The 23,606-nt window shown below is 62.4% G+C and carries 24 protein-coding genes; 10 read left to right on the top strand and 14 right to left on the bottom strand.

The window, feature by feature from the left end; all coding sequences use genetic code 11:
* Positions 1–7 precede the first annotated feature (7 nt).
* From NCR40_RS19875 to fba, 4 genes are all read left to right on the top strand, one after another.
* A complete protein-coding gene (locus tag NCR40_RS19875; RefSeq protein WP_244828819.1) occupies positions 8–1,102 on the top strand; it encodes a class 1 fructose-bisphosphatase in 1,095 nt (364 codons plus the stop codon).
* Between the two features lie 99 nt (positions 1,103–1,201).
* Positions 1,202–2,074, top strand: coding sequence for a phosphoribulokinase (locus NCR40_RS19870; RefSeq protein ID WP_244828818.1), 873 nt, complete (start codon positions 1,202–1,204; stop codon positions 2,072–2,074).
* 35 nt (positions 2,075–2,109) lie between these two features.
* On the top strand, positions 2,110–4,161 hold the full coding sequence (gene tkt / locus NCR40_RS19865) for a transketolase (protein WP_250510414.1): 2,052 nt from the start codon (positions 2,110–2,112) through the stop codon (positions 4,159–4,161).
* A gap of 29 nt (positions 4,162–4,190) precedes the next feature.
* Positions 4,191–5,228 carry a class II fructose-bisphosphate aldolase gene (gene fba / locus NCR40_RS19860; protein ID WP_244828816.1) on the top strand — a complete coding sequence of 346 codons (1,038 nt, stop codon included), beginning with the start codon at positions 4,191–4,193 and terminating at the stop codon, positions 5,226–5,228.
* A 59-nt stretch (positions 5,229–5,287) separates the two neighbouring features.
* Here fba and NCR40_RS19855 read toward each other — a convergent pair whose 3' ends face one another.
* Both NCR40_RS19855 and NCR40_RS19850 read right to left on the bottom strand, forming a co-directional pair.
* Complete coding sequence (locus NCR40_RS19855) at positions 5,288–5,665, bottom strand: type II toxin-antitoxin system VapC family toxin (protein ID WP_250510413.1); 378 nt, start codon at positions 5,663–5,665, stop codon at positions 5,288–5,290.
* Entirely contained in the window at positions 5,665–5,919 is a 255-nt protein-coding gene (locus NCR40_RS19850) for a type II toxin-antitoxin system Phd/YefM family antitoxin (protein ID WP_250493750.1), read from the bottom strand. Before NCR40_RS19850 ends, NCR40_RS19855 begins: the two co-directional genes overlap by 1 nt.
* 93 nt (positions 5,920–6,012) lie before the next feature.
* Here NCR40_RS19850 and NCR40_RS19845 point away from each other — a divergent pair, with 93 nt between their 5' ends.
* On the top strand, positions 6,013–6,564 hold the full coding sequence (locus NCR40_RS19845; RefSeq protein WP_250510412.1) for a thioredoxin family protein: 552 nt from the start codon (positions 6,013–6,015) through the stop codon (positions 6,562–6,564).
* Position 6,565: 1 nt separating this feature from the next.
* Here the strand turns inward: NCR40_RS19845 and NCR40_RS19840 are convergent, their stop codons facing one another.
* The 3 genes from NCR40_RS19840 to NCR40_RS19830 are packed head-to-tail and all read right to left on the bottom strand — an operon-like array spanning position 6,566 to position 10,655.
* Positions 6,566–7,966 carry a DUF6513 domain-containing protein gene (locus NCR40_RS19840; RefSeq protein WP_250510411.1) on the bottom strand — a complete coding sequence of 467 codons (1,401 nt, stop codon included), beginning with the start codon at positions 7,964–7,966 and terminating at the stop codon, positions 6,566–6,568.
* Entirely contained in the window at positions 7,945–8,556 is a 612-nt protein-coding gene (locus tag NCR40_RS19835) for a flavoprotein (RefSeq protein ID WP_250510410.1), read from the bottom strand. Before NCR40_RS19835 ends, NCR40_RS19840 begins: the two co-directional genes overlap by 22 nt.
* Positions 8,553–10,655 (bottom strand): sigma-54-dependent Fis family transcriptional regulator, encoded by a 2,103-nt coding sequence (locus NCR40_RS19830; RefSeq protein WP_250467537.1) that lies wholly within the window; start codon positions 10,653–10,655, stop codon positions 8,553–8,555. The genes NCR40_RS19835 and NCR40_RS19830 overlap by 4 nt, the downstream gene beginning before the upstream one ends.
* Before the next feature lie 324 nt (positions 10,656–10,979).
* On the opposite strand from NCR40_RS19830, the gene NCR40_RS19825 reads away from it, so the two are divergent.
* Positions 10,980–11,465, top strand: a complete 486-nt coding sequence (locus tag NCR40_RS19825) for a dihydroneopterin aldolase (protein ID WP_250510409.1) — start codon at positions 10,980–10,982, stop codon at positions 11,463–11,465.
* A gap of 65 nt (positions 11,466–11,530) precedes the next feature.
* Here NCR40_RS19825 and NCR40_RS19820 read toward each other — a convergent pair whose 3' ends face one another.
* The 9 genes from NCR40_RS19820 to NCR40_RS19780 all read right to left on the bottom strand — a co-directional run bounded on the left by NCR40_RS19820 (position 11,531) and on the right by NCR40_RS19780 (position 19,121).
* Positions 11,531–11,932, bottom strand: a complete 402-nt coding sequence (locus NCR40_RS19820) for a hypothetical protein (RefSeq protein ID WP_244828808.1) — start codon at positions 11,930–11,932, stop codon at positions 11,531–11,533.
* A gap of 88 nt (positions 11,933–12,020) precedes the next feature.
* Complete coding sequence (fae, locus tag NCR40_RS19815) at positions 12,021–12,530, bottom strand: formaldehyde-activating enzyme (protein ID WP_244828807.1); 510 nt, start codon at positions 12,528–12,530, stop codon at positions 12,021–12,023.
* Positions 12,531–12,698: 168 nt separating this feature from the next.
* Entirely contained in the window at positions 12,699–13,535 is an 837-nt protein-coding gene (locus NCR40_RS19810; RefSeq protein WP_250510408.1) for a triphosphoribosyl-dephospho-CoA synthase, read from the bottom strand.
* Positions 13,528–14,475 (bottom strand): ATP-grasp domain-containing protein, encoded by a 948-nt coding sequence (locus tag NCR40_RS19805; protein WP_250467706.1) that lies wholly within the window; start codon positions 14,473–14,475, stop codon positions 13,528–13,530. The genes NCR40_RS19810 and NCR40_RS19805 overlap by 8 nt, the downstream gene beginning before the upstream one ends.
* 2 nt (positions 14,476–14,477) lie before the next feature.
* On the bottom strand, positions 14,478–15,476 hold the full coding sequence (gene mch, locus NCR40_RS19800) for a methenyltetrahydromethanopterin cyclohydrolase (RefSeq protein WP_250510407.1): 999 nt from the start codon (positions 15,474–15,476) through the stop codon (positions 14,478–14,480).
* Positions 15,473–16,645, bottom strand: a complete 1,173-nt coding sequence (locus NCR40_RS19795) for an ATP-grasp domain-containing protein (protein WP_250510406.1) — start codon at positions 16,643–16,645, stop codon at positions 15,473–15,475. Before NCR40_RS19795 ends, mch begins: the two co-directional genes overlap by 4 nt.
* Positions 16,642–17,571, bottom strand: coding sequence for an NAD(P)-dependent methylenetetrahydromethanopterin dehydrogenase (locus NCR40_RS19790; RefSeq protein ID WP_250510405.1), 930 nt, complete (start codon positions 17,569–17,571; stop codon positions 16,642–16,644). The genes NCR40_RS19795 and NCR40_RS19790 overlap by 4 nt, the downstream gene beginning before the upstream one ends.
* Before the next feature lie 42 nt (positions 17,572–17,613).
* The gene (locus NCR40_RS19785) at positions 17,614–18,663 is read right to left on the bottom strand and encodes a beta-ribofuranosylaminobenzene 5'-phosphate synthase family protein (RefSeq protein WP_244828802.1); all 1,050 of its coding nucleotides are present in this window, start codon (positions 18,661–18,663) and stop codon (positions 17,614–17,616) included.
* Positions 18,664–18,746: 83 nt separating this feature from the next.
* Positions 18,747–19,121, bottom strand: coding sequence for a 4a-hydroxytetrahydrobiopterin dehydratase (locus NCR40_RS19780; protein WP_244828801.1), 375 nt, complete (start codon positions 19,119–19,121; stop codon positions 18,747–18,749).
* A 347-nt stretch (positions 19,122–19,468) separates the two neighbouring features.
* Here NCR40_RS19780 and NCR40_RS19775 point away from each other — a divergent pair, with 347 nt between their 5' ends.
* The 4 genes from NCR40_RS19775 (at position 19,469) to NCR40_RS19760 (ending at position 23,558) form a co-directional block, all read left to right on the top strand.
* On the top strand, positions 19,469–21,286 hold the full coding sequence (locus NCR40_RS19775; protein WP_250510404.1) for a methanol/ethanol family PQQ-dependent dehydrogenase: 1,818 nt from the start codon (positions 19,469–19,471) through the stop codon (positions 21,284–21,286).
* A 122-nt stretch (positions 21,287–21,408) separates the two neighbouring features.
* On the top strand, positions 21,409–21,822 hold the full coding sequence (locus tag NCR40_RS19770) for a c-type cytochrome (protein WP_244828799.1): 414 nt from the start codon (positions 21,409–21,411) through the stop codon (positions 21,820–21,822).
* A gap of 57 nt (positions 21,823–21,879) precedes the next feature.
* A complete protein-coding gene (locus NCR40_RS19765; protein WP_250467531.1) occupies positions 21,880–22,809 on the top strand; it encodes a substrate-binding domain-containing protein in 930 nt (309 codons plus the stop codon).
* On the top strand, positions 22,806–23,558 hold the full coding sequence (locus tag NCR40_RS19760) for a hypothetical protein (RefSeq protein ID WP_502800688.1): 753 nt from the start codon (positions 22,806–22,808) through the stop codon (positions 23,556–23,558). Before NCR40_RS19765 ends, NCR40_RS19760 begins: the two co-directional genes overlap by 4 nt.
* Positions 23,559–23,606 lie beyond the last annotated feature (48 nt).

The following is a 23,606-nucleotide window of genomic DNA, read 5'->3' as shown; positions in this document are numbered from 1 at the left end:
GAGCGCGATGCAGGACGGACGCACGACCTTATCGAAGTTTCTGATCGACACGCTCGACCGCAAGCCTGGCCCCGATGCCGCAAGCGGGCTCTCGGCCTTGCTGATCGACGTCGCTGCATCCATCAAGACGATCGCGGCAGCGCTCACACGCGGGGCGCTCGGCGGGCAGCACGGATCGGCGTCGAGCATCAACCTGCATGGCGAAGAGCAGAAGAAGCTCGACCTCGTGACCAACGACATCTTCCTGCAGCATTGCGAATGGGACGGTCTGCTCGCGGGTATGGTGTCGGAGGAAATGGACGGTGTCTATGCAATTCCCGAAACGTATCCGCGCGGCGAATATCTGCTGGCCTTCGATCCGCTCGATGGCTCGTCGAACATCGATATCAATGGCGTGGTCGGTTCCATCTTCTCCGTGTTGAGAAAGAACAGCGCCGACAACGTCATCACCGATGAAGCCGCGTTCCTGCAACCCGGTCGCGAGCAGGTTGCGGCAGGCTACGCGATCTACGGTCCGGCGACCATGCTCGTGATCTCCGTCGGCAATGGCACGCACGGTTTCACGCTCGAACGCGATGTCGGCAACTTCGTGCTCACGCATTCCGAGATCCGCATTCCCGAGGATTCATGCGAGTTCGCGATCAACGCGTCGAACGAACGCTTCTGGGAGCCGCCGGTGCGCCGTTACGTGCAGGAATGCAAGGACGGCAGAACGGGCTGTCGCGGCCAGGACTTCAACATGCGCTGGATTGCGTCGATGGTCGCGGAGGTGCATCGCATTCTCATGCGCGGCGGCGTGTTCATGTATCCGCGCGACTTCAAGACGCCTGCAATGGAAGGCCGGTTGCGTCTGCTCTATGAAGCGAACCCGATGAGTTTTCTGATCGAACAGGCGGGTGGACTATCGACCACGGGTCGCGAGCGCATTCTCGATCTCACGCCGCGCGCGCTGCATCAACGCGTGCCGGTCATTCTGGGATCGCGCAATGAAGTCGCGCGCATTCATCGCTACCACGGCGAGCACGACCGGGGCGAAGACAAGCCGTTTTCGTCACCACTTTTCAACGAGCGCTCGCTGTTCCTGCCGGAGACGCCCGCGTAAAACCGGTTGCAAGCGCACAGAACACATGGATGGCTCGGCTATACATAAGACCGGAGCAGGCGCTTCGATGTGCGCTTCGGTCAACAGGGAGGCAAGCGCATGTCAACCAAACATCCGATCGTCGCCGTGACCGGTTCGAGCGGCGCCGGCACGACCACCGTCATGAAGAGCTTCACGCATATCTTCAGACGCGAGCGCATCAACGCGCAGATCGTCGAGGGCGATGCGTTTCATCGTTACGATCGCCTCGGCATGCGCGAAGCCTTGAAGCAAAGCGAGCGCGACGGTCTGCAGAACTTCAGTCATTTCGGACCCGAAGCCAACCTGCTCGAAGAACTGCAGCAGTTGTTCGCGACCTATGGTGAAACGGGCGGCGGCAAGTTTCGCCGCTACATCCACGACGACGCCGAAGCCGCGCGTTTCAAACAGGACGCGGGCACCTTCACGCCCTGGGAAGACGTCACGGCGGATACCGATCTGATGTTCTACGAAGGGCTGCATGGCGGCGTGGTGACCGACAAGGTGGATGTCGCGCGTCACGCCGATCTTCTCGTGGGCGTGGTGCCCATCATCAATCTCGAATGGATTCAGAAGCTGCATCGCGATCAGAACCTGCGTGGCTATTCGCACGAAGCCGTGGTCGACACGATCCTGCGCCGCATGCCCGATTACGTGAACTACATTTGTCCGCAGTTTTCGCATACGCACGTGAACTTCCAGCGCGTGCCGACCGTGGATACATCGAATCCGTTCACGGCACGCGAGATTCCGCAGGCCGACGAAAGCTTCGTCGTGATTCGCTTCGCGCGGCCCAAGGGCATCGACTTCCCTTATCTGCTGACCATGCTGCACGACTCTTTCATGTCGCGGCCCAACGTGATCGTCGTGCCGGGAGGCAAGATGGGACTCGCCATGCAACTCATCTTCACGCCGATGATTTTGCAGCTGCGCGACCGACGCGCGCGCGCTTAAAAGATTTCCCACCATTGCATCGAAGGAGGCCGCTCATGAGCGCCGTCGCTGAAGCTTTGCCCAAAGCGCGTCACACACCCGACATTCGACAGATGGCCAACGCGCTGCGCATGCTCGCGGTCGATGCGGTCCAGCAAGCGAACTCGGGACATCCCGGCATGCCGATGGGCATGGCGGAGATTGCCGTCGCGCTGTGGGGCCGTCATCTGAAGCACAATCCCGCGGACCCCGACTGGCCGGATCGCGACCGCTTCGTTTTATCGAACGGTCATGGTTCCATGCTGCTTTATGCGCTCTTGCATCTCACCGGCTACGACTTGCCGATAGAAGAACTGAAACGCTTCCGGCAGATGGGCAGCAAGACGCCGGGACATCCGGAAGTGGGCGTGACGCCCGGTGTCGAAACCACGACGGGACCACTCGGGCAAGGACTCGCGAATGCGGTCGGCATGGCGCTCGCCGAGGCTTTGCTTGCGCGCGAGTTCAATCGGCCGGGGCATGAGATCGTCGATCATCGCACGTATGTTTTCGCGGGCGATGGCTGTCTAATGGAAGGCATTTCGCACGAAGCGGCATCGCTTGCGGGCACATTGGGTCTGAACAAGCTCGTCGTGCTGTACGACGACAACGGCATCTCCATCGACGGTCATGTGCAGGGCTGGTTCACCGACGACACCCCGCAACGCTTCGCCGCTTACGGATGGAACGTGCTGCGCGCAGTCGATGGCCACGACGCCGATGCGGTCTCGCATGCGCTGCAACAGGCGCGCGTATCGACGAAGCCGACGCTCATCTGTTGCAAGACGGTGATCGGCAAGGGCTCCCCGGCGATGTCCGGCACGCACGATGTCCACGGCGCGCCGCTCGGCACGCAAGAAGCCGAAGCGACGCGGCGCGCGCTCGACTGGCCGCATGCGCCATTCGAAATTCCCGCTTCGATACGCGAACGCTGGAATGCGCGCGAAGCGGGCGCGGCGGCGCAAGAGAATTGGAACGCGCGTCTGCAGGCTTATCGCCGCGTGTATCCGGATGAAGCGGCGGAGTTCGAACGCCGTGCGCGCGGCGCGTTGCCCGCGAATTGGCGCGATTCCGCGCACGCACTCGTGCGCGATGCCGACCGCGCCGGACAGACGGTCGCGACGCGCAAGGCATCGCAGATGGCCATCGAAGGACTCGCGCGCGCGCTGCCTGAACTGCTCGGCGGATCGGCGGATCTCACGGGCTCCAATCTCACGCGATGGAAGGACGCGAAAGACGTCGTATCGAACGGTGAAGATGGCATTGCGGGCAACTATATCCATTTCGGGGTGCGCGAATTCGGCATGAGCGCGGTGCTGAACGGCGTGGCGCTGCATAAAGGCTATCTGCCGTTCGGCGGCACGTTCCTCACGTTCTCCGACTACGCGCGTAACGCCTTGCGCATGGCCGCGTTGATGAAGACGCGCGCGGTGTTCGTCTTTACGCACGATTCGATCGGCCTTGGCGAGGACGGCCCGACGCATCAGCCTATCGAGCACGCCGCCACGTTGCGCATGATTCCCGGTCTCGATGTCTGGCGCCCGTGCGATACGGTCGAGACGGCGCAAGCGTGGATCAGCGCGGTCGAGCGCGACCGGCCTTCGTGTCTCTTGCTGTCGCGGCAGAACCTGCCTTTCGTGCCGCGCGATGAAGCGCAGATCGATGGTATAGAGCGCGGCGGTTATGTGCTCGTTGACTGGCCACCGACGAGCGAACGCGATGCGCGCCGCGTCGTGTTGATGGCGACCGGTTCGGAGGTGTCGCTGGCGCTCGCGGCGGTCGAGCCGCTGAAGGCGCAAGGCATCTTGGCGCGTGTGGTGTCGATGCCGTCCACCACCGTGTTCGACCGGCAGTGTCAGGTGTGGCGCGAGCGCGTGCTGCCCGAGGGCGTGCCGCGCGTGGCAATAGAAGCGGGCGTGACCGGATTCTGGCGGCAGTACGTCGGTTTGCAGGGCGGTGTGATCGGCATCGACCGGTTCGGCGAGTCCGCACCTGCGAGCGAACTGTTCGCGCATTTCGGTGTGACGACGGAAGCGCTAGTCGATGAAGCGAAGCGCGTCGCTGCCTGATTTCTATTCCCGCCAACGGAGACATGACGATGGCTTTTATCGCATTGAGACAATTGCTCGACCACGCGGCCGAGCACGATTACGGCGTGCCTGCGTTCAACGTCAACAACATGGAGCAGGTGCACGCGATCATGCAGGCCGCCGAGGCGACGCAAAGCCCGGTGATCCTGCAGGCGTCGGCGGGCGCGCGCAAGTATGCGGGCGAGACGTATCTGCGGCATCTGGTGCTGGCGGCCATCGAGGCGCATCCGGAGCTTCCGGTGGTGCTGCACCAGGATCACGGCGCGAGCCCTTCGGTGTGTCAGCAGGCGATCCGTTCCGGCTTCACGTCCGTGATGATGGACGGCTCGCTCATGCCGGACCAGAAGACGCCTGCGGACTACGACTACAACGTCGAAGTCAGCCGCCGCGTGGTGGATGCGGCGCATTCGGTCGGGGTATCGGTGGAAGGGGAACTGGGCTGCCTGGGTTCGCTCGAAACGGGCCTTGCGGGCGAAGAGGACGGCGTGGGCGCAAAGGGCGCGCTCAGTCACGACCGCTTGCTCACCGATCCCGATGAAGCGCGCGCCTTTGTCGAAGCGACGGGCATCGATGCGCTGGCGATTGCCATTGGCACGTCGCACGGCGCTTACAAGTTCAGCCGTCAGCCGACGGGCGATATTCTCGCGATAGACCGCATCGCCGAGATACACGCGCGCATTCCGGATACGCATCTCGTGATGCATGGCTCGTCTTCGGTGCCGCAGGAGTGGCTGACGGTGATACGCGAGCACGGCGGCGAGATTGGTTCGACGTTCGGCGTGCCGGTCGAGGAGATACGGCGCGGGATTGCGAATGGCGTGCGCAAGGTCAATATCGACACGGACATTCGCCTTGCGATGACGGGCGCGATGCGTCGCGCGATGGCATCGGCGCGCTCGGAGTTCGATCCGCGTCACGCTTTGAAGGCGGCGACGGCGGCGGCGAGGGACTTATGTATCGAACGGTTCGAGGCGTTCGGGTGCGCGGGGCAAGCGGCGAGGATCAAGCCGATGGCGTTGGAGGCTATGGCGAGGCGGTATCACTGAGGGGCTGGTCAGTTGCGTGAATAGTCTCTGCTTTGGCTCTCAACCAAAGCAGAGACCGATCAAACGACGGTGACGCAGTCGTGGTACGGCGAGAGAAGTCGATCGGAGGTAATCAATCGCAGAAGCTCGCTCGCGGCTTGCGCGACCAGCAGACGATCAAAGGGATCGTAGTGAAAAAGCGGTAGGTCACGTACTGCAAGCGCATGCATATGACTCACGGTAAGTTCGGCATAAGCAAGGTCATCCACTCCGTTGAGGATTTGCTGCACACGCGGTTCACGCTTGCCGCGAGCGGCTTTGATAGCCAGTTCCCAGATGCTTGCGGAACTGACGTAGATTTCAGTTGCATCTTCGATCAGACTGCGTGCCTTCTTTGGAAGCCGTCGGTCTTCGGTCACGGACCAGACATAGATGTGCGTATCGAGCAACAGTCGCATTACCGGCCCTCGAAAGCGGCGAGTATGTCGTCGGGCAGCGGCGCAAGCAACGCTTCGGTTATCGCATCGACCTCTTCTTGCGAGATGAGTCCCTTCGCGATGCCAATCCTCCTGCCCTTGACTCGACGAATGCAGCTGAGCGTAAAGGACGGGCCCGAGTCGTCTTGTATTTCAACCCTTTCCCCCTTTAGCGCCAGCTCAATAAGTTGCGAAAAGTTAGCTTTAGCATATTCAATGCTGACGGTGTGCATCATGTTGTGCTCCGGATAACTAAGTTAGCGTTTCAACATGCTAGACGGTTTGAAACGCCTCGTCGATATGCCGAACAGCCAATTGGGAGCAACCTCATGCCGACCGAATCTCCGCCGGGCGAACCGGGCGCGGATGCCGCGACTTTCGCGCTCATCGCCACCGACGGCACGACCCGCACGCTCGACAGTCTCAAGGGCGAGCGCGGCCTCGTCATCGTGTTCATGTGCAATCACTGCCCGTATGTGAAAGCTGCGTTGCCAGGCCTCATCCGCGACGCCATCCAGCTACGTGAAACAGGCGTGAACGTCGTCGGCATCAACTCGAACGATGCAAGCGTCTACACCGACGACGATTTCGACGCCATGGTGCGCCTCGCCGAAGATCAACGCCTGCCGTTCCCGTATCTCTTCGATGAAACGCAGCAAGTCGCGCATGCATACGGCGCCGTCTGCACGCCGGAATGCTTCGGTTTCGACCATGAGCTGAAGCTGCGCTATCGCGGCAGAATCGATGCATCGCGCAAGGAACCGTTGCCCGATGCGCGCCGCGATCTCTTCGAAGCCATGCGCGACATCGCGGTCCATGGCACCACACAGGCTCTGCAACTCCCCGCGCTCGGCTGCTCGATCAAATGGAAAGCGTCGTGACTCAGCGTTTTCTGGTGGGCCCGGGCGCATGCCACGCGCTCAAGTCCTCTTCGGGCCGATCTACCTCGCACCCCCAATCGAGCGGCTGATCCTGATCGAAGCGCTTGCCGAGTTGCCACGCGATCTCGGCCCGCGCGAGTTGCACGCCCATGTAGAACGCGTGTCCGCCATCGGCTTCGAGTTTGAGATCGGGATAAAGCGCGAACGGATCGATTGCAAGGCGATGCCCGTCGCGGTTGTAGACGTGAATGCCATCGGCGGAAACCTGCACGCGAAAGTTGGGGTCGCGCACCGCCGCCGCGAGCGCGCCGATCTCCTCGGCGTTATAAGGAAACGGCCGCTTCGAATGCAGCGCCGACAAGTCGCTCGATATGCCCTTCGGCAAGGTCTGTGTCTCACGCGCCGCATGCATCACGCGCCGCGCGACATCGGCTTCACGCACGGCGCGGCGGGCATGCAGACTCACGGAAGTGGTCAGCACGGCCGCGACGCGCAACTCCGCCGCCATGCCGAACAGCACGGCGTTGATGCCGCTCGTGTCCGCCTCGGTCAACTCGGTCACGTTGCCGACGCCCATCATGATCGGCACATCGGCGTAGCGTTCTCGCAGGCCTACATAGCGCGCAATGGATGCCGCGAGCCCGAACGGGATCGGATCGAGAATCGGATCGGCGAGAAACGAACGGCCGCGTTGCTGCATGATGTCGATGGCCGCATCGAGCGATGCCACGTCGAGCGGTTCGCGCGGCACGAGTATCGGCGTCGATGCCACTTCGTCGGCGACCCACAACGTATCCACATTTAGACTCATCACGTAATCGGCGCCCGCGTGTCCGCCGCGCACGAGTTCATCGGTGAGCATGGAATCGACACTTACGCGAAAACCGCGTTCCTTGAGCATCGTTACCGCATCTTCCAGATGCGGAAACGGCGTCGCGGGCAGGCAACCGATATCGATTACATTCGCGCCCTGAGCCTGATAGTCAAGCGCGCGTGCCGCGATGCCAGCGAGATCGAGACGCGGCGCATCGACGATCTCCGCGAAAATTTCCGTCTCGTAACGCGAGAGATCCACCTTTCGCGCCTCGCGGCCGAAGAACTGCGGCAAGTCCTTGACTTCCTCGGGACCGCGCTCGACCTTCACGCCGAAATGCGCGGAGAGCATGTCGAGGTCGCCACGGCATCGGCCGGGCACGATCACGCGGTGCGTGCCTTCGGTGAGCGGTGGCACCACGCGCCGGCGGATCATGTCGGCCGTCATCAGCCCCGCGACCTGCAAGCCGATTTCGCGCACTTCCCACGAAAATGGCGAGTCCTGATTCGAAGTCGGTGCGATGCCTTCCAGCACCTGATGAAGACTGCGCTCGGCGAGCCGTCCGGTCAGGAAGACGATGTGTTCCATGCGAGCTTCAGTTCGGATAACCGTTGATCGAGAGCGCGGCGCAAGTCGTCGAGCGTGCGCGCGACCGTCGTGAGTTCGAAGCGCGCAAGCCGTTCGACGTTGTCGAATTCGATGGCGCGCGGCCGCAGTTCGACCCATTGACGCGGCGCATGCGTGATGACGCTCGGTTCCGTATCGCATGCATACACGATGCCCGGCACACACTGCTTACCGGCCTGCGCGAAGAGATTGGTCGGGAGCGTATCGGAGATGCCGAACGCGCACTTGGCGACGGTGTTGCTCGTTGCGGGCGCGATCACGACGGTGTGATAGTCGCCCTGATATAGCATGCCGACGGGCACGCTGCTCGCGCTGTTATCGCGAAACACGCGAAAGCGTTCGCGCAGTTTCGCGAGGGTCCAGCCGTAGAGCGGCAGCACTTCCTCGCCCGCGGACGACAAGAACATGTCGACGCCCGGCAAGCGCAGCGCAAGCTCGATGGATTCCTCGAGCATATGGCCGGAGCCCGTGACGCACCACGCAAAGCGCGCGTCGGCTTTGAATTCGTCGAGCCGGCGCGCGGGCGTGGGTTCGCTGGACCGTTCCGTCATGCGTCGGCTTGATCCGCTGCGTTGGGCGAGTCGTGCGACAACCTGATATGCAGACGATGCATCTTCCGGTACAACGTGTTGCGGCTGATGCCGAGCACCTTCGCCACGTTGCTCACGTTCCAGCGATGTTCGTCGAGCAATTGCAGCACGGTCTCGCGCTCACGCAACTGAATGGCGTTGAGCGTGGACGTATCGGCGTCTTCGGTGAGATGCGCGAACGTAGCGGCAACATTCGGCGTGCGCGGCGCGCTTTGCGTCGCGGTCTGCGCCGACACGCCGTTGACGATTTCCGGCGGCAGATGCGCGCAGCGAATCTCGGGACCGTCGCACAACGCAATCGCCATTTGCAGCACATGCCGCAACTGCCGGATGTTGCCGGGCCACGCATAACTCAGCAGCGCCTGCCGCGCTTCGACGCTCAATGAAGGCGGCTCGGACGTTTCCGTTTCGAGGATATGGCAGATGAGCGCGAGCGCATCGGCCCGTTCGCGCAACGGCGGCAGATTGATCTCGATCCCGTTCAGCCGATAGTACAAGTCCTCGCGAAAGAGGCCGGTCTGCACGAGTTCGATCAAGTTTCTATGGCTCGCGCTGATGAGCTGAAAGTCCACCTTCACGGTGGTTTCAGCACCGAGCGGCGTCACCTCGTGCTCTTCCAGCACGCGCAAGAGACGCGCTTGCAGAGCGAGCGGCATGTCGCCGATTTCATCCAGAAACAGCGTGCCGCCATTGGCCTGCACGATCTTGCCGCGCCGGCCTTCGCGCTGCGCGCCGGTGAAAGCGCCCGCGCGATACCCGAACAACTCGCTCTCGATGAGATTCTCCGGCAACGATGCACAGTTCACCGCGACGAACGCACCCGACCCGTTCGGGCTGATGCTGTGCAGCGCATTGGCGAACACTTCCTTGCCGGTGCCGGTCTGGCCGCGCAAGATGATCGGAATCTTGCGCTGGATCACGCGCGCCGCAAGCTGAATCTGCGAAGCCATGCGCGGATCGCCGAATTCCAGATGCGAGAGTTTGTCGAGGCGGCCCGCGCCGAAGCTCGCACCATCACGAACGTCGCGGACATCCTGGGCATCGCGTTTGGGCGCTCTTACGCGCGATCCCGGCGCGGAAGAATCGCGCGTGACGGGATCGTTCAGGAGAATGCGGCTCGTGTCGCGCATGCCTTCGCGCGGCGTCTGCGCGGTCAGGAAAAAGCGCGTGTTGGCCTTCGCGCTGTACACGGTCACCGGATGAAACGAGCCGCGAATGCTGCGCGCGATCATGTCTTCGAGCGATGCGTTGAACGCTTCCTCGATGCGCTTGCCGTACAACTCCGCGGGCGAACGCAGATCGAGCTGAAAGAGCGCGCTGCGGCTCGCGGCGAGCACCACGCCGTCGTCGCTGACAGCGAGCTTGCCCGCGTGCAGCGTGCCGACGAATTCCGGCCGGCTATGAAAATGAATCATGTTCGCGTGACGGTAGCGCGCATCGATCAAACGATTTTCGATCATCTGCCGCGACATGCCGACGAGCACCAGCGAATGCTGTTGCAAGAGCTTCGAGCGGCTCGTGACATCGAGCACGCCGACCACCGTGCCGCGATCGTCGAAGATCGGCGCGGCCGAACACGTGAGCGACGTATAGCGCGGATAGAAATGCTCGTGCTGGCACACGGCAATGCAGTCGCGTTCGATCAGGCACGTACCCATGCCGTTGGTGCCCGCTTCGCGCTCGCTCCACACGGCGCCCACGCGCAGGCCATCGGCGGCGACGGCCTCGCCGAACGGCACCGAGGACACCTGATGAACGATCACGCCGTCCGCATCGACGAGTACGACAGCGAGTTCGGGATCGGCCAGTTGCTGATAAAGCGTCGTCATCTCCAGCTTCGAGCACGCGATGAGATCGCTCGCGGCCTCGCGGCGCTCGGTGAGTTCGCGCTGCGTGAGCACGGGTGGCATGACGAAATGGCCGGGGTCGAGCCTGAACTCCGTCAGGCAGCGCGTCCACGATTGCGCGACCGAAGCGCTGGTGCGGCGTGACGCCAGCGGATTGTTCACGATATTCAGCACTTCCCTGACATGCGTATCTACGTCTGCTAGCAACGACATGGGGCCGTGTCTCCGTGACGTCCGTTCCGGCTGCGCTCGTACGTGTTTACGCGTACGGCACAGCCGTCGAAAGTCGAATCTGTTGTGTTTTCCGCTGGCGCTGCGGGTCTCGCTACTCTATTGGTACTTGTATTTGCCGATAACCGCATGCGCGCGCCTCGTGGCCGTAGTGCCCGATCACCCTCAGTCGGCCAGCACGGTTCTCAAAAACTTTACATGCTCTGACGCATTGGTTCAATAAGTAGTCGCATTGGTTTAAGCGTTTCTTGCCCGCTTCTTGCTTGGAGCTTACGGATTTTTCGATGCCGTTCCGGAGACGACGATATGGGCAGATTCGAACCGATTCGCGACGCCAGTCAGGCGGACGCCGATGCATCCCGTGGGGCTCACATGGATATCGTCTATATCGAGGGACTCACGGGCCAGACGGTGATCGGCATCGACAAGAGCGAACTGCACGACCCGCAGCCGGTGCGCATGAATCTCGCGATCGGCGTGCCCTCGCTGCGCGCGTGCGTCACGGATCGTATCGAAGATACCGTCAATTATGCTGCGGTGCGGGAGGCGATCCTCGGGCTCCTGGCAGCGCACCATGTGCAGTTGCTCGAAGCGCTCGCCGAACAGATCGCGCAGCGCGTGATCGTGGACTTCGGCGCGCATTGGGTGAGGGTATCGCTCGAAAAGCCGGCCAAGTTCGAGGATGTCGAAGCGGTGGGCGTCGTCATCGAAAGGCGGCGGAGCGCGGCGACGGCATCGCCGCGTGGCGGCGTGAGTCTCGCGTGGATCGGACGCGGCTATATGCCGGAATGAGCGTCGAGTCTTGCCGGTGCGTCACTGGCGACACCGGAGCATCTGCATGAAACGGCTGAACCGGCTTATCGAGCCGCCGCCTTCTGCACGATTCCGCAAGCCTTGAATGCGTCCTTCTGAAGCTCGCGGTACTTCTTCGTCTGTGCCTTGGCGCGATCCACGCGAAACTCGCCGCCGCCTTCGCCACCGAGCGAGGCGTACTTGGAGAACGTCATCTGCTCGACGAAATCGTCGTAGGTGAGGCTCTGGGAGATCTTGTCGATGGCGCAGGAGCACTTGTAGACGTTGGCGAAGTCGTGGCCGTTGTCGTCCATGCAGCCGAGCACGTATTCGACGCGTCCCTCGGTCGGATAATCATGTCGCGAAGCGGAAGCGCCGTCCTTGGCCGCGGCCGTCGCGCCGAACGAAAGCGGCGAAGCGAGCGAGAGGCAAGTGAGCACCGTCAACGCGCAGCAACGTGGGGTCATGCGATAAGCCTCGTATTCATCCGTGATTCATGTTTGACTCGAAAGCAGCCGGCGCGGATGTAAGCCCCGCGCCGGCCACGACAGACGATCAGTTCGCTGCGAACGGATGCGCCGCCGATCCCTTCTTCGAAACGACTTCCGAAGCCTTGGGCTCGCCTGCCACCGCACGCTGGAGAGCTTCCTTGGTTGCCTTGTAGTTGTACTCCTGAATCTTCTTGTCGTCATCCGCTTCCCAGTGGATGAAAACCCCGACGCAGATGAAAAGGTCGTCGGCTTCGTCGGCGGGAATGGTGCCGTCCTCCACGCTGTCGGCGACCGCGAGCGCCACCGCATGCTGCGCCGGGCCGAACATCTGCACGGCTTGCTTCGCGCCCTTGATCGTGACCTTGTTGAAGAGAATGGTGTTCGGCTTGGTCAGCAGATTCGGTGCGACCACGGCGAGTAGCGATGTGAAGCCGTCCTTGTTGTTGGTCAGCGCGTTGCAGAACGCGGTCTCGGCAGCGGAACCTCGCGGTCCGATGATCAAGTCGATGTGAGCGACTTCGTTGCCATCGCCGACGAGCGACTCTCCTACCAGAACGCGGTTGATCTTGGCCATGCTCTTCCTCCAATGGATTTGTTTCTAGGGACGTCTGACTCGCTCCCGAAGCACGATCCTCAAACCCGTCTCAAGGCGTTCGCACCGCGCAAAGCGGACTGCATAAACGCGAAGTTCCTAACATGTTCCGTGCCAATTTTTGTCCGCACCCGGCGCGCTTCGTGCAAATCATTCGGCAAACGCGCCCATCGCGAGCGCCACGAACAAGGTTGCAACCGCGAGGTCCGCGCTCGTGCCGGGGTTGATGCCGCGCGCCTTCAGTTCGGCGTCCCACGAGTCGAATTCGGGGCAGTCGTGAAAACTTCCTTCGGCGCGCCATCGGTCGTGATGTAAAGCTGCATCGCGCGTGACACTTTGCGCCATCGCCGCGCCGAGCTTGCGCACTATGTGCGAATCGGGCCATGAACGCAGGAAGATGAGGAATGCGTCGAGCATGGCTTCCTGTGCCGTCGATGCATCGATCAGTCGGACGGTATCGAAGATATCGGCGAAGCCATTGGCGTATTGCCGCGCGATGCTGTCGCGGTCGGCGGCAAGCGTCATCGCCGCGCGCAGGTCGATAGTTGGCGCGGCGTGGACGGTTTGTTCCGGCGCGTCGCCGAGGCCGCCCGGATTGGCCAGCGCAATCGCGCGGTAAGCGAGGCGCGCGTCTTCCATGTCGAGCGCATGCAGCGCGCTTTGCGTTGCAGTGCGCCAAGCGGCGATATCGCGTGGAGCGGCTTCTTCGAAAGCCACGCACAGCGGCGCGCACAAGAGCACGATGCCGAGGTTCGTATTGCAGCCTGCAACGTCGAAACTGCGGCGCACCGCTTCGAGAATGCGCGTGCCGACGCTTGCATTCGGCTCGAACAAGCCGATTGCAGCCGCTTGAGCGCTTTCGACGAACTGGCTCGCGATCATTCCGTGTCCGGCGCTCGCCGTGCTCACGTTGCCCGGTTTGCGCGTTTCCACATCGAGCCGGCATGCGCGCAGAAAAGCCGCTTTGATGTGATGAAGCTCAGGCATCGCCGCTCGCCCGCGCGAGGTTTCCTTTCGATGCCGCGAGCTTGCGGTCGAGCAGATCGTCGACGAGCAGCGCGGCGATATCGAGCGATGTCACCGATTGCAGCCCGCGCCACGCCGCCACGCCGTTCACTTCGAGCACGAGCGGCCGGCCGCCTTCCGGCGCGATGAGATCGACGCCCGCGTAATCCAGGCCGAGCGCGGCGGTTGCGCGCACCGCCGTTTCCGCGAGCGCGGGCGTGAGTTCGGCGGGCTCGCAGCGTGCACCGCGCGCGAAGTTATGAATCCAGTCCTCGCCGCCCACGCGCTTCATCGCGGCCACGGCCTGTGTGCCGATCACGAGCACGCGCCAGTCGAAACCGGGCTCGCCGCTATCGACATAACGCTGAAGATATGCGACCTGACTAAAAGGCTTGAGCGATGGCAACGGCGCGCACGCCTGCCCGCGCGAGCGCGCGCCGAGCCGTTTCAAGCCCTTGCCTTGCGAGCCGAACAGCGGCTTGATGACGACCTGCCTGCCCGCAGCCGCCTCGCGCATCAACACGCGTTGCGCATGCGCCGTGGATTCGCCGGCCCATGTGGCCGGGGTCGGCACGCCGTAGCGGTTGAGCAGAAAGCTCGTCATCGACTTGTCCACGCTGCGCTCGATCGCGCGGGCGTCGTTATAGACCGGCACGCCGCATTCGCGCAGCGCATGCAGAATGCCGAGCCGCAACGTGACCTGCTCGAAGGTTCCGCCCGCGATGCCGCGCACGAATACCGCATCGGGCAGGGCGTGGCCGAAGCCGGGAATCGCGAGGCCGAACGGTGGCCAGGTGGTGTCGATACGGCAATCCGCGAGATCGACGCAACGCGCCTCCACGCCGCGCGCGCGGAACGCCTTCTTCAGCCGGCCCGTGTGCCAGCCGGTTTCGTCGGTCATGATGGCGACGCGCGATACCATCGTCATGCCGCATCCTTCTGGCCGCGCCATTGCGCATCGAGCAGCGCCTGATCGAGCTTGCCGCCGCGATAGGTCGCGCCGCTATCTAGGCTCGATACCCACGCTTCGGCGGGCGCGAAGAGCGCGCCATCGATCTGATAAAAGTCGTAGTTGAACGACGTGAAGATTTCCGCGAAGGGACGCCCGTAATCGCGCGCATTCGCCGAAGGCAACTCGGCGGCAAGGCGCTTCGCCACGGCATCGCTCCTGACGGTGAGATGCACGCGGCCTCCGTAGAGAATGGCGTCGTTGGTGCGGCCCATCGCCTGAATGGCGTCGGGCGAGGGCGGCGGCAAGGGCGCGGTGCCGCTGCCTTCCACGATCTCGCTCAGGTCCACGCCCAGCACATGCGTCTTATGGAGCGCCACTTCCACCACGCGTGCAACGACTTGCACCGTGCCCGCCACAGACTGCGTCGGCGTGACCGCGATGACGAGCTTGTCCGCCGCGAGCCCGCAATCCGCGAGTACTTTGTCGATGACGATCTGCGGTGGCAAGCGGTCCACTTCCATGACGAGCGCGCCGCGTTCGTGATGGTCGCGATACGCGAGTTCGTCGAAGAGCGGCTCCTTGCCTGCAAGCGCGCGCGCTGGCCCCGAACCGAGCGAGAAGAATTTCTTGCCGCCCGTTTGTTCCTTCGTCGCCGAAAGACTCCAGCCCGCGTACTGACTGCCGAGACACGCGAGCACGGGGTTCGAGGTCTGCACTTCGATATAGCTCGGCCAGGAAGGCGCGGCATCGAAAGCGCTGCGCAACTCGACACGCCCGAGCCCGCCCATGCAGATACGCGCGATCAAGAGGCCCGCTTCGGCGCTGCCTGCGGCGTTCACGCCAGCATCGACGATAACGGTGCCAGCCGGCGTGCGCATGACTTCCACCCGCAAGCGCGCGGCGTCGTCGATCATGCGATCCACGAGCCTCGCGCTCGATGCGTTGACGCTGAGTTGATTCGATGAAGTCATGGGCAGTATGAGTCGATGCGTTGCAGAAGCCGCGCGCTTTCATTTGTCAGTGCATTGCGCAAGGCGTCGAGCGTGGGCGCGGCCGCGGTGACCGTGCAGACCGGCATGCCCGCTTCGATGCGCGGGCCGGTGAGCGGCACGTCGTGACACGCGGGGTCTTCGAAACACGCATCGCTGAAGAGGCGCGACACGGTGAACGACGCGGGCGCAAAGACCACGCGCTGGCCCGCTATCGACGCCGGCGTTCGCGACGATGCAAGCGTCGAACGCGGCAACGCGCCGTGCAGGCATGCGTCGAGATGCGCGCCGATCAATCCGCGCGGCCATTCATCGGGCCATGCGGCTTCGTAGAGCGCCATCGTCGAGGAGGGGCGTGTGTTCACTTCGAGGACTTGAAACGTGTCGTCATCGAGCAAAAAGTCGATGCTGTTGAGTCCCGTCAAGCCGGTCTTCCACACGATGGTTTCGATGGCGGCAACGATGCGCTCGGTTGTCCCTGGCGGCAATGCGATCGGCCCGAGCGAACCCGCGTGCACGAAAGGCAGACGCCCCGTTTCGATACTCAACTGTTCCGCGAAGCCAATGATCGCCGCTTCGCGACGCGCCGCGACGAAGAGCGCGGACATCGAACGGCCTTGCGCGAGACGCTGAAAATAGGCATCGGCGGGAGCGTTGTCAGCGTGTTCCGCCCATTCGATATGCGTGCCGCCGCAGCCGTCCGCACGCTTCATGAGCCAGCCGCGCGCATCGGCGGGCCTGTCGAAGCGCACTGCCGGATGCGCGATCTGCGCGTCGTCGAGCAGCGCGAAGAAGCGGCGCGGGTCGCGCACCGCGGCGGCTTCCACGCCATTGCCGATGAAGCGCGGCATATGCGGCATGCGGCTCAGTTCACTCGCGAGCGGTTCGAGCCCGCTCGTCACGATGAGCCCCAGCATGCGCGGCAGACGCGCGGCGCATTCGAGCGCATCGAAAAGACGGGTGCGGTCTATCGACAAGCCATCCCCTCCGATATCGAACCACATGCCCGAGTTCTCGCGCGTGTCGCGGTCGCCGAAGATATCGAGCGCCACGACGTTGAGCCCGGCACGCGCGGCGGATTGTGCGAGCAGCCGGGCTGAAAGCCCCGCCACGGCGACGCGTGGCGCACGCGCTGCAACGGAATGGATCATGAGCCGAGCCCCGCGACGACCGCGCGCGCTTCGTGGAATGCTTCAGGATAGCCGAGATACACGGGCTTGCCGCCGGTACGCATGCGCAAGAAGAGCCGATGCTCCGCCTGATACTTCACATTGCCAATGGCGAGCGCGCCGATGCCGATGGCGTCCGCGCGTGCCGCGCCCGCGAGCGGCTTGCCGTTGTCCATCACGTTGACGCCCGCGATGCCTTCGGGCGGCACCGCGTTGACGTCCGCCGCGATCAGCAGGTTCTTGGCATGCGCGAGATCGGCGGCGCTCATCACCTGCACGCCTGCAACTGCGGTGGCGAAGACGACTTCCGCACGCGCCAGTTCGCGATGCAATTGCTCGGGCGTGCCGGTCGCAACACCGGAAGTGGCAATGTCGAAGCGCCGGTTGATTTCGTCGCTCACCTGGGTCGCGCGTGACTGGCTCGAATGGCTCGCGACGACGACATCCGCACCGAGCGATGCGGCCATCGCGGCCGCGACGCGTCCCACCGCGCCCGTGCCGCCGAGTATCAAGACGCGCTTGCCGCCGAGATCGACGCCATGCACGGCCTTCAGATGTTTTTCCGCGAGCGCGACGAGCGCGGCGGCCGTGGTGTAGGCGCCCGATGGGTCGGTAAAGACAGAGACCTCGAAGGGCGGGACCATCGCCTGACGCGCCTTTTCGAGCATGTCGGCGGCGAGCATGACATCGCGTCCGCCTATGAAGATGCCCGTGCGCGATACGCCCTTCGGTCCGCGTGAAAAGATCGCATCCTGCGTGAGTTGCACGACGATATCTTCATCGACATTGCAGTAAGGCACGACGATCTGATAGCCGGCATCGGCCGCCATGTTGACATCGAACGGACTCATCTGCGGCGTGCTCGTGAACATGTGGAGCACATAAGGTCTTTCGAAAGCTTCGGACATGGCGATGGACTCGTGGTCGATTTGGAATTGATGAACGCAGGTTCAGGCAGCATCCGCGCCTTGCTCGCGGCGGTCGGCGGCACGCCATGTCGCGCCGCGATTGCGGCCGGTAGCGATGGAAAAGGTGAGGGGTGCGCGAGGCGTCACGCGTTGCGCGGTGGCGAGTGCGCGTTCGGCGTCCTGCGCGCTTGCGACGAACGCGAAGCCGACCGGTCCCCATGACGTCTGCCCGATGCCGGCCTTCTGCTCGGCGGCGACGGCTTCGAGCGCGCGCGCCACGGCGGGGCTCGCGAACACGCCGCCTTGCACGGGCGCGAAGTATTCGCCGATGGTCTGCTGCAAGTCGCTGATGGCGTCGGCGAAGGTATCGAAGTCGCTTTCGGCGGCGGCGGGCAGGATGCGCATCAGCGCGAGATGACTGAGATGCGCGGCGAGTGTTTCAGGGAAGGGATCGAGTGCGGCAAGTCCGCGCCTTTCTTCGTCACCGTGCAGACCTTCGCGCGAGGTGTCGTCGATAAGAAGCACGCGCCAGTCATCGGGGAAGGCCTGGCGCGAGATCAGCGGCGGCAACGTATTCGCGGATGCGTGGCGCACGTCGCGGCCGCCGTCGAGAATGAGGCCGCCGTGATCGAAGCCATGAATGCCGATGCCGGAGCGCGCGCCCCGTTTGAGTATGCGCGCGATGTCCGTGGTGTTTATGCCGTTGTGACCGGTTGCTCGTGCGAAGGCGGTGCCGAGCGTCAGGGCGAGCTGCGTGCCCGAGCCGAGGCCCGTATGCGAGCGCGGTGCTTCGTGTACGTCTATATCGACGGCACGCGGTTCATTGAGCGCCGCCTGCAATTGCTGAAGGTAATGAGCGATACGCTCTTTCTGCGCTTCCGTGACATGGCCTTCTATCTGCGCCGTCTGCTGCCGCGTGCCATGAGCGATGCGCGCGGTGAGACGCGTGCCGTGTCCTTCTATCGCGAGCCCGAGGCTGCCGAAGGCGCGGCCTGAGGAGCCGTTCGGATCGAGGAAGCCGAGATGCAGGCGCGCGGGTGCTTCGACCGTGATCGCCGGTAAAGGCGATAAGCGTCGGGGTGAGGTTGGCATCGCGGCTCGTGTTCCTTCAGGGGGTTTTGGGCTTCCCTGTTAGGCAAAAGTTATACCAAGACTGCACGCGCCGCGTGGCCGGGCTAGTCGTACTTGATATAGCGGAAGCGTTGATCGTCGGATGGCGTGCCGTCGAGCGGACCGTCTTCCTTGCCTGGCTGCCACTGCACCACGTCTTCGATACGCGTGGCGAGCGCGAAGTCCTTGTCGGTAATGCCCTTCGCCGAATGCGTCTTGAGCTTGACCACGACGAACGCATAAGAGACGGTCAGGTCGGGATGATGCCAGGCCGCTTCGGCAAGATGCCCGACCGTATTGACGACCATGAGCGTGCCCTTCCAGCTCTCGGTCTTGAACTTGCGCCTGAGCCATCCGTCCTCGAGATACCAATGCGCGAGCGGACCCGTAAGCCGTTCCCGCACCTCTTCATCCGAGTAGACCTTCTCTGCTTGAGCCATGACGTTGCCTCCTTATGGAAAACACCGAGTATGCGCCCCGTGCGTTGATCGTGAAGCGGCGCTGCGCAATGCTGCGACGCGTCATGTGACACCTGAGCAAGCGTTGCTGTTCCATCACATGAAGCCTTTCGCGTATTTGACACAGTATGTGTCGCACGCCGCCATTCGCACGCCACAAAACAAGCGTTCGCAAACCGGCATGGAATATGCAAATGCCCGGTCACGCAAGATCCCGGCAATGTACCGGGGCACAAGCGAATCTCGTTACCTGCATTCAGAAGGCGCGCACGATGCAAACGGTAGCGTGGTCATTCCCGGGTCGGAGGCATCATCATTCTGGAGGAGACATGAACTTACGCACCCTGGTTCTTGGACTGGCGGTGGTCGCAACGGCAGGCCTCAATTCGTACGTGGCGCAGGCTGATTCGCAACTCGACACCGCAATCAAGAATCCTTCGAACTGGGCGGCGCAAGCGGGCGATTATTCCAATCACCGCTATAGCACGCTCAAGCAAATCAACGAGAACAACGTCGGCAAGCTACAGGTTGCCTGGACCATGTCCACCGGTGTGCTGCGAGGCCATGAAGGCTCGCCGCTCGTCATCGGCGACACGATGTATATCCATTCGCCGTTTCCCAACAAGGTTATCGCCATCAGTCTGAAGGACCAGACGTTCATCTGGCAATACCAGCCGAAGCAAGACAATCAGGTCATCTCGGTGATGTGCTGCGATACGGTCAACCGTGGTCTCGCATATGGCGACGGCAAGATCTTCCTGCAGCAAGCCGACACGAAGCTCGTCGCGCTCGACGCCAAGACCGGCGACGTCGTATGGACCGCGCAAAACGGCGATGCGAAGAAAGGCGAAACCAACACCAACGCGCCGCACGTCTTCGGCGACAAGGTGTTGACGGGCATCTCCGGCGGCGAGTTCGGTGTTCGCGGCCGGCTCATTGCCTACAACATCAAGGACGGCAAGGAAGTCTGGAAGGCCTACAGCACCGGGCCCGACAATGAAATGCTGATGGACCCGCAGCAAACGATGACCTGGACCGACGGCAAGATGGCGCCCATCGGTGCGGACTCGTCGCTCAAGAGCTGGCAGGGCGATCAGTGGAAGTATGGCGGCGGGACCACATGGGGCTGGTATGCATGGGACCCGAAGCTCAACCTTGTCTACTACGGTACAGGCAACCCCGGCACGTGGAACCCGACGCAACGACCCGGCGACAACAAATGGTCGATGTCGATCTTCGCGCGCGACCTGAATACCGGCAAGGCGAAGTGGGTCTATCAGATGACGCCTCACGACGAGTGGGACTATGACGGCGTCAACGAAATGATCCTGTCGGACCTGAACATCAACGGCAAGAAGACCCCGGCGATCGTTCACTTCGACCGTAACGGTTTCGGCTATACGCTCAATCGCGAAAGCGGCGAACTGCTCGTGGCGCAGAAGTACGACCCGGCGGTGAACTGGGCCAATAGCGTCGATCTGAAGAGCGGCCTGCCGATTCGTAACGCCAGCTACTCCACGCAGGCAGCCGGTCCCGATCACAACGTCAAGGGCATCTGCCCGGCGGCGTTGGGCTCGAAAGACCAGCAACCCGCCGCATTCGATCCGAATTCGAGCCTGTTCCTCGTGCCGACGAACCACGTCTGCATGGACTACGAGCCGTTCCAGGTCGACTACGTGTCGGGTCAGCCGTTCGTCGGCGCCACGCTCTCGATGTTCCCCGGTCCGAACGAGAACGGCGCGATGGGTAACTTCATCGCGTGGGATGCGTCGAAGGGCAAGATCGCATGGTCCAAGACGGAGAAGTTCTCGGTGTGGTCCGGCGCGCTCGCAACCGCAGGCGGCGTGGCGTTCTACGGCACGCTCGAAGGCTACATCAAGGCCGTGCGTATCAAGGACGGCAAGGAGCTGTGGAAGTTCAAGACGCCGTCCGGGATCATCGGCAACGTGTTCACCTATCAATACCAAGGCAAGCAGTTCATCGGCGTGTATTCGGGCATCGGCGGCTGGGCCGGCATCGGCATGGCAGCGGGACTCGAAAAGTCGGCGGAAGGCCTGGGTGCGGTTGGCGGCTATCGCGAGCTTGCAAAGTACACCGCACTCGGCGGCACGCTCTTCGTGTTTGCCATTCCGGGCAACGCGGGCTGATTACGTATCAGCCGTTTCGTTAGCCTGCAACTAGTTCGATTCGAAGCGTAATGACGCGCGGCGGTCAGGGAGTCCGCCGCGCGTGAACAACCCACATACGAGATATTCAAGGAGACAAGCGAATGAAAGGCCGATCACTCTTGCTGCTGTCGATTGCGCTCGCGGCGTCCAGCGCTTCGTTTGCCCAGACGAGTCCGGGACAAATGAAGCCCGTGGCGTACAAGGTCGTCGATGGCAACAAGGTCGATGCCGATACGCTGCAAGGATGGCGTACCTGGCGCGCGCTCGCGTGCGAACGTTGTCACGGGGCGAAGCAGGAGGGTCTCGTCGGCCCGTCGCTCGTCGATGCTTTCAAGACGCTGGACAAGAACGAGTTTCATCGCACCGTGTTTGGCGGACGCGTGGATAAGGGTATGCCCGATTTCAGCGCGAGCCAGATGATGCAGAAAAACTGGGAGAATCTCTTTGCGTATCTGAAGGGACGCTCAGACGGCAAGATCAATCCGGGCGATTTACAAGCGCTCGATGCGAAGTGATTGCGTTCGTTGCTTGTCCGATGTTGCATGAAGTTGCATTTGAACCCGGAGGTATCGATGTCAGATCGTAATGGAAGCCGCGCCGCTTCGTTCCGATTCCCGGCCGTATCGAACACGGTATGCGCGGCGTTGCTCGCGTTCACGGCGCAAACGGTCTTCGCGCAGGGCGCGGGTACACCGCCGCCGAACTTGCCTAACAACGACGGCGCGGACGGCGTGCTGCGCGTGTGCGCGGATCCGAACAACATGCCTTTGTCGAATCAGAAGGGCGAAGGCTTCGAGAACAAGATCGCAAGCCAGATGGCAAGCGACTTCGGCTACAAGCTCGAATACACGTTTTATCCGCAACGCATGGGATTCGTGCGCAATACGCTGCGCGACAAGGCACCGAGCACGGATCAGTTCAAGTGCGATCTGATTATCGGCGTGCCCAAAGGTTATGAACTCACCGCGACCACGCGCCCTTATCTGCACTCGACCTATGCCATGGTGTTTCCGAACCGGCCGGAGTACGCCAGCATCAAGTCGCCGGCCGATCTCATGAATCTGCCGCCGGATCAGTTGAAGAAGATGAAGCTCGGCATCTTCGTGAAGAGTCCCGCGACTGACTGGCTGTTGCAACACAATCTGATCGAACAGGCGGTGTCGTATCAGGGGCAAAGCGGCGATCCCGATGCCTTTCCCGGCGAGATGATCGAGCATGATCTGTCGCAAGGCAATGTCGATGCCGCTTTCGTCTGGGGCCCGATTGCAGGCTATTTCGTGAAGCTCTCGGATAACAAGGCGCGCCTCGTGCCGTTCGCACCGCAACCCGGCATTCGCTTCGATTATGAAATTTCGATGGGCGTGCGTTACGGCGAAAAAGCATGGCGCGACAAGGTGGATAACTGGATTGCGTCGAACCAGCCGAAGATTGATCAGATACTGACGAGCTATCAGGTTCCGTTGCTGCCGCTGCAGCCGCTGCAGCCGGCCTCCACGCAATGAGGTTCGACATTCGAGGTATTGCCCTCGCCTGCGCGCTTGGCGGCTTCATCTCTCTGATGCCGCCGGCCTCGTTCGCGGCGGATACACCGCCTGCTTCCGCGCCTGCCACCGAGATTGCGCCAGCCGAACGCTTGCTGTTCATGGAGCCGCATCTGGATGGCGTGGATCAGCAAACCGAGCTCGACTATGCGGTGGATTTTTCCGGGCCGCCAACGAAGGTCAAGGACACGGTCCGCGTGCTCGTGGTAAGCAAGGGCAACACGAAGAACGATGCGCGCGTGTCCGATCGCACGGGCAACGTGGACGTGCCAGGGGGGCTGCCGTGCAATCCGGTGATCATCTATTTTCTGGAGCATGACATCACGGAGATGCAGGAGTTAACGGGCGGGCAGCGTCGCTACTTTCAGCAACGCGTGAGACTGGCGCTTGCGGCAAACCCGGCAATTACGCCTGTTTCCGGCGAGGCGCTCGGGCTGGCCAGGAATGTGAAAGCGAAGCAGATCGTCATTCAGCCCTTCCTCAACGATCCCAATGCGGAACGTCTGCAGCAATACACGAACAAGCGCTACACCTTCGTCGTTGCCGATGATGTTCCCGGACACGTCGTCTTGATTCGCACCGAAGTGCCGGGCGCGGGGAACGACTTCGCGCATCCGCTGCAGAAGGAAACGGTCGCTTATTCGGGCGCGCTCAAGAACATGGCCACGCCGGGAGGAAAGGTCGGCAACGCGCCACGGGCCAGTCGTTGAGGTGGATTGCACGAGCGCCGAGGCAAGCCGCTAAATGGTTCAGGAACG

Origin of the sequence: Caballeronia sp. GACF4 (genome assembly GCF_023631025.1) — a bacterium.
In the GTDB taxonomy this organism is placed as follows: domain Bacteria; phylum Pseudomonadota; class Gammaproteobacteria; order Burkholderiales; family Burkholderiaceae; genus Caballeronia.
This window is presented reverse-complemented; position numbering and strand designations above follow the sequence as displayed.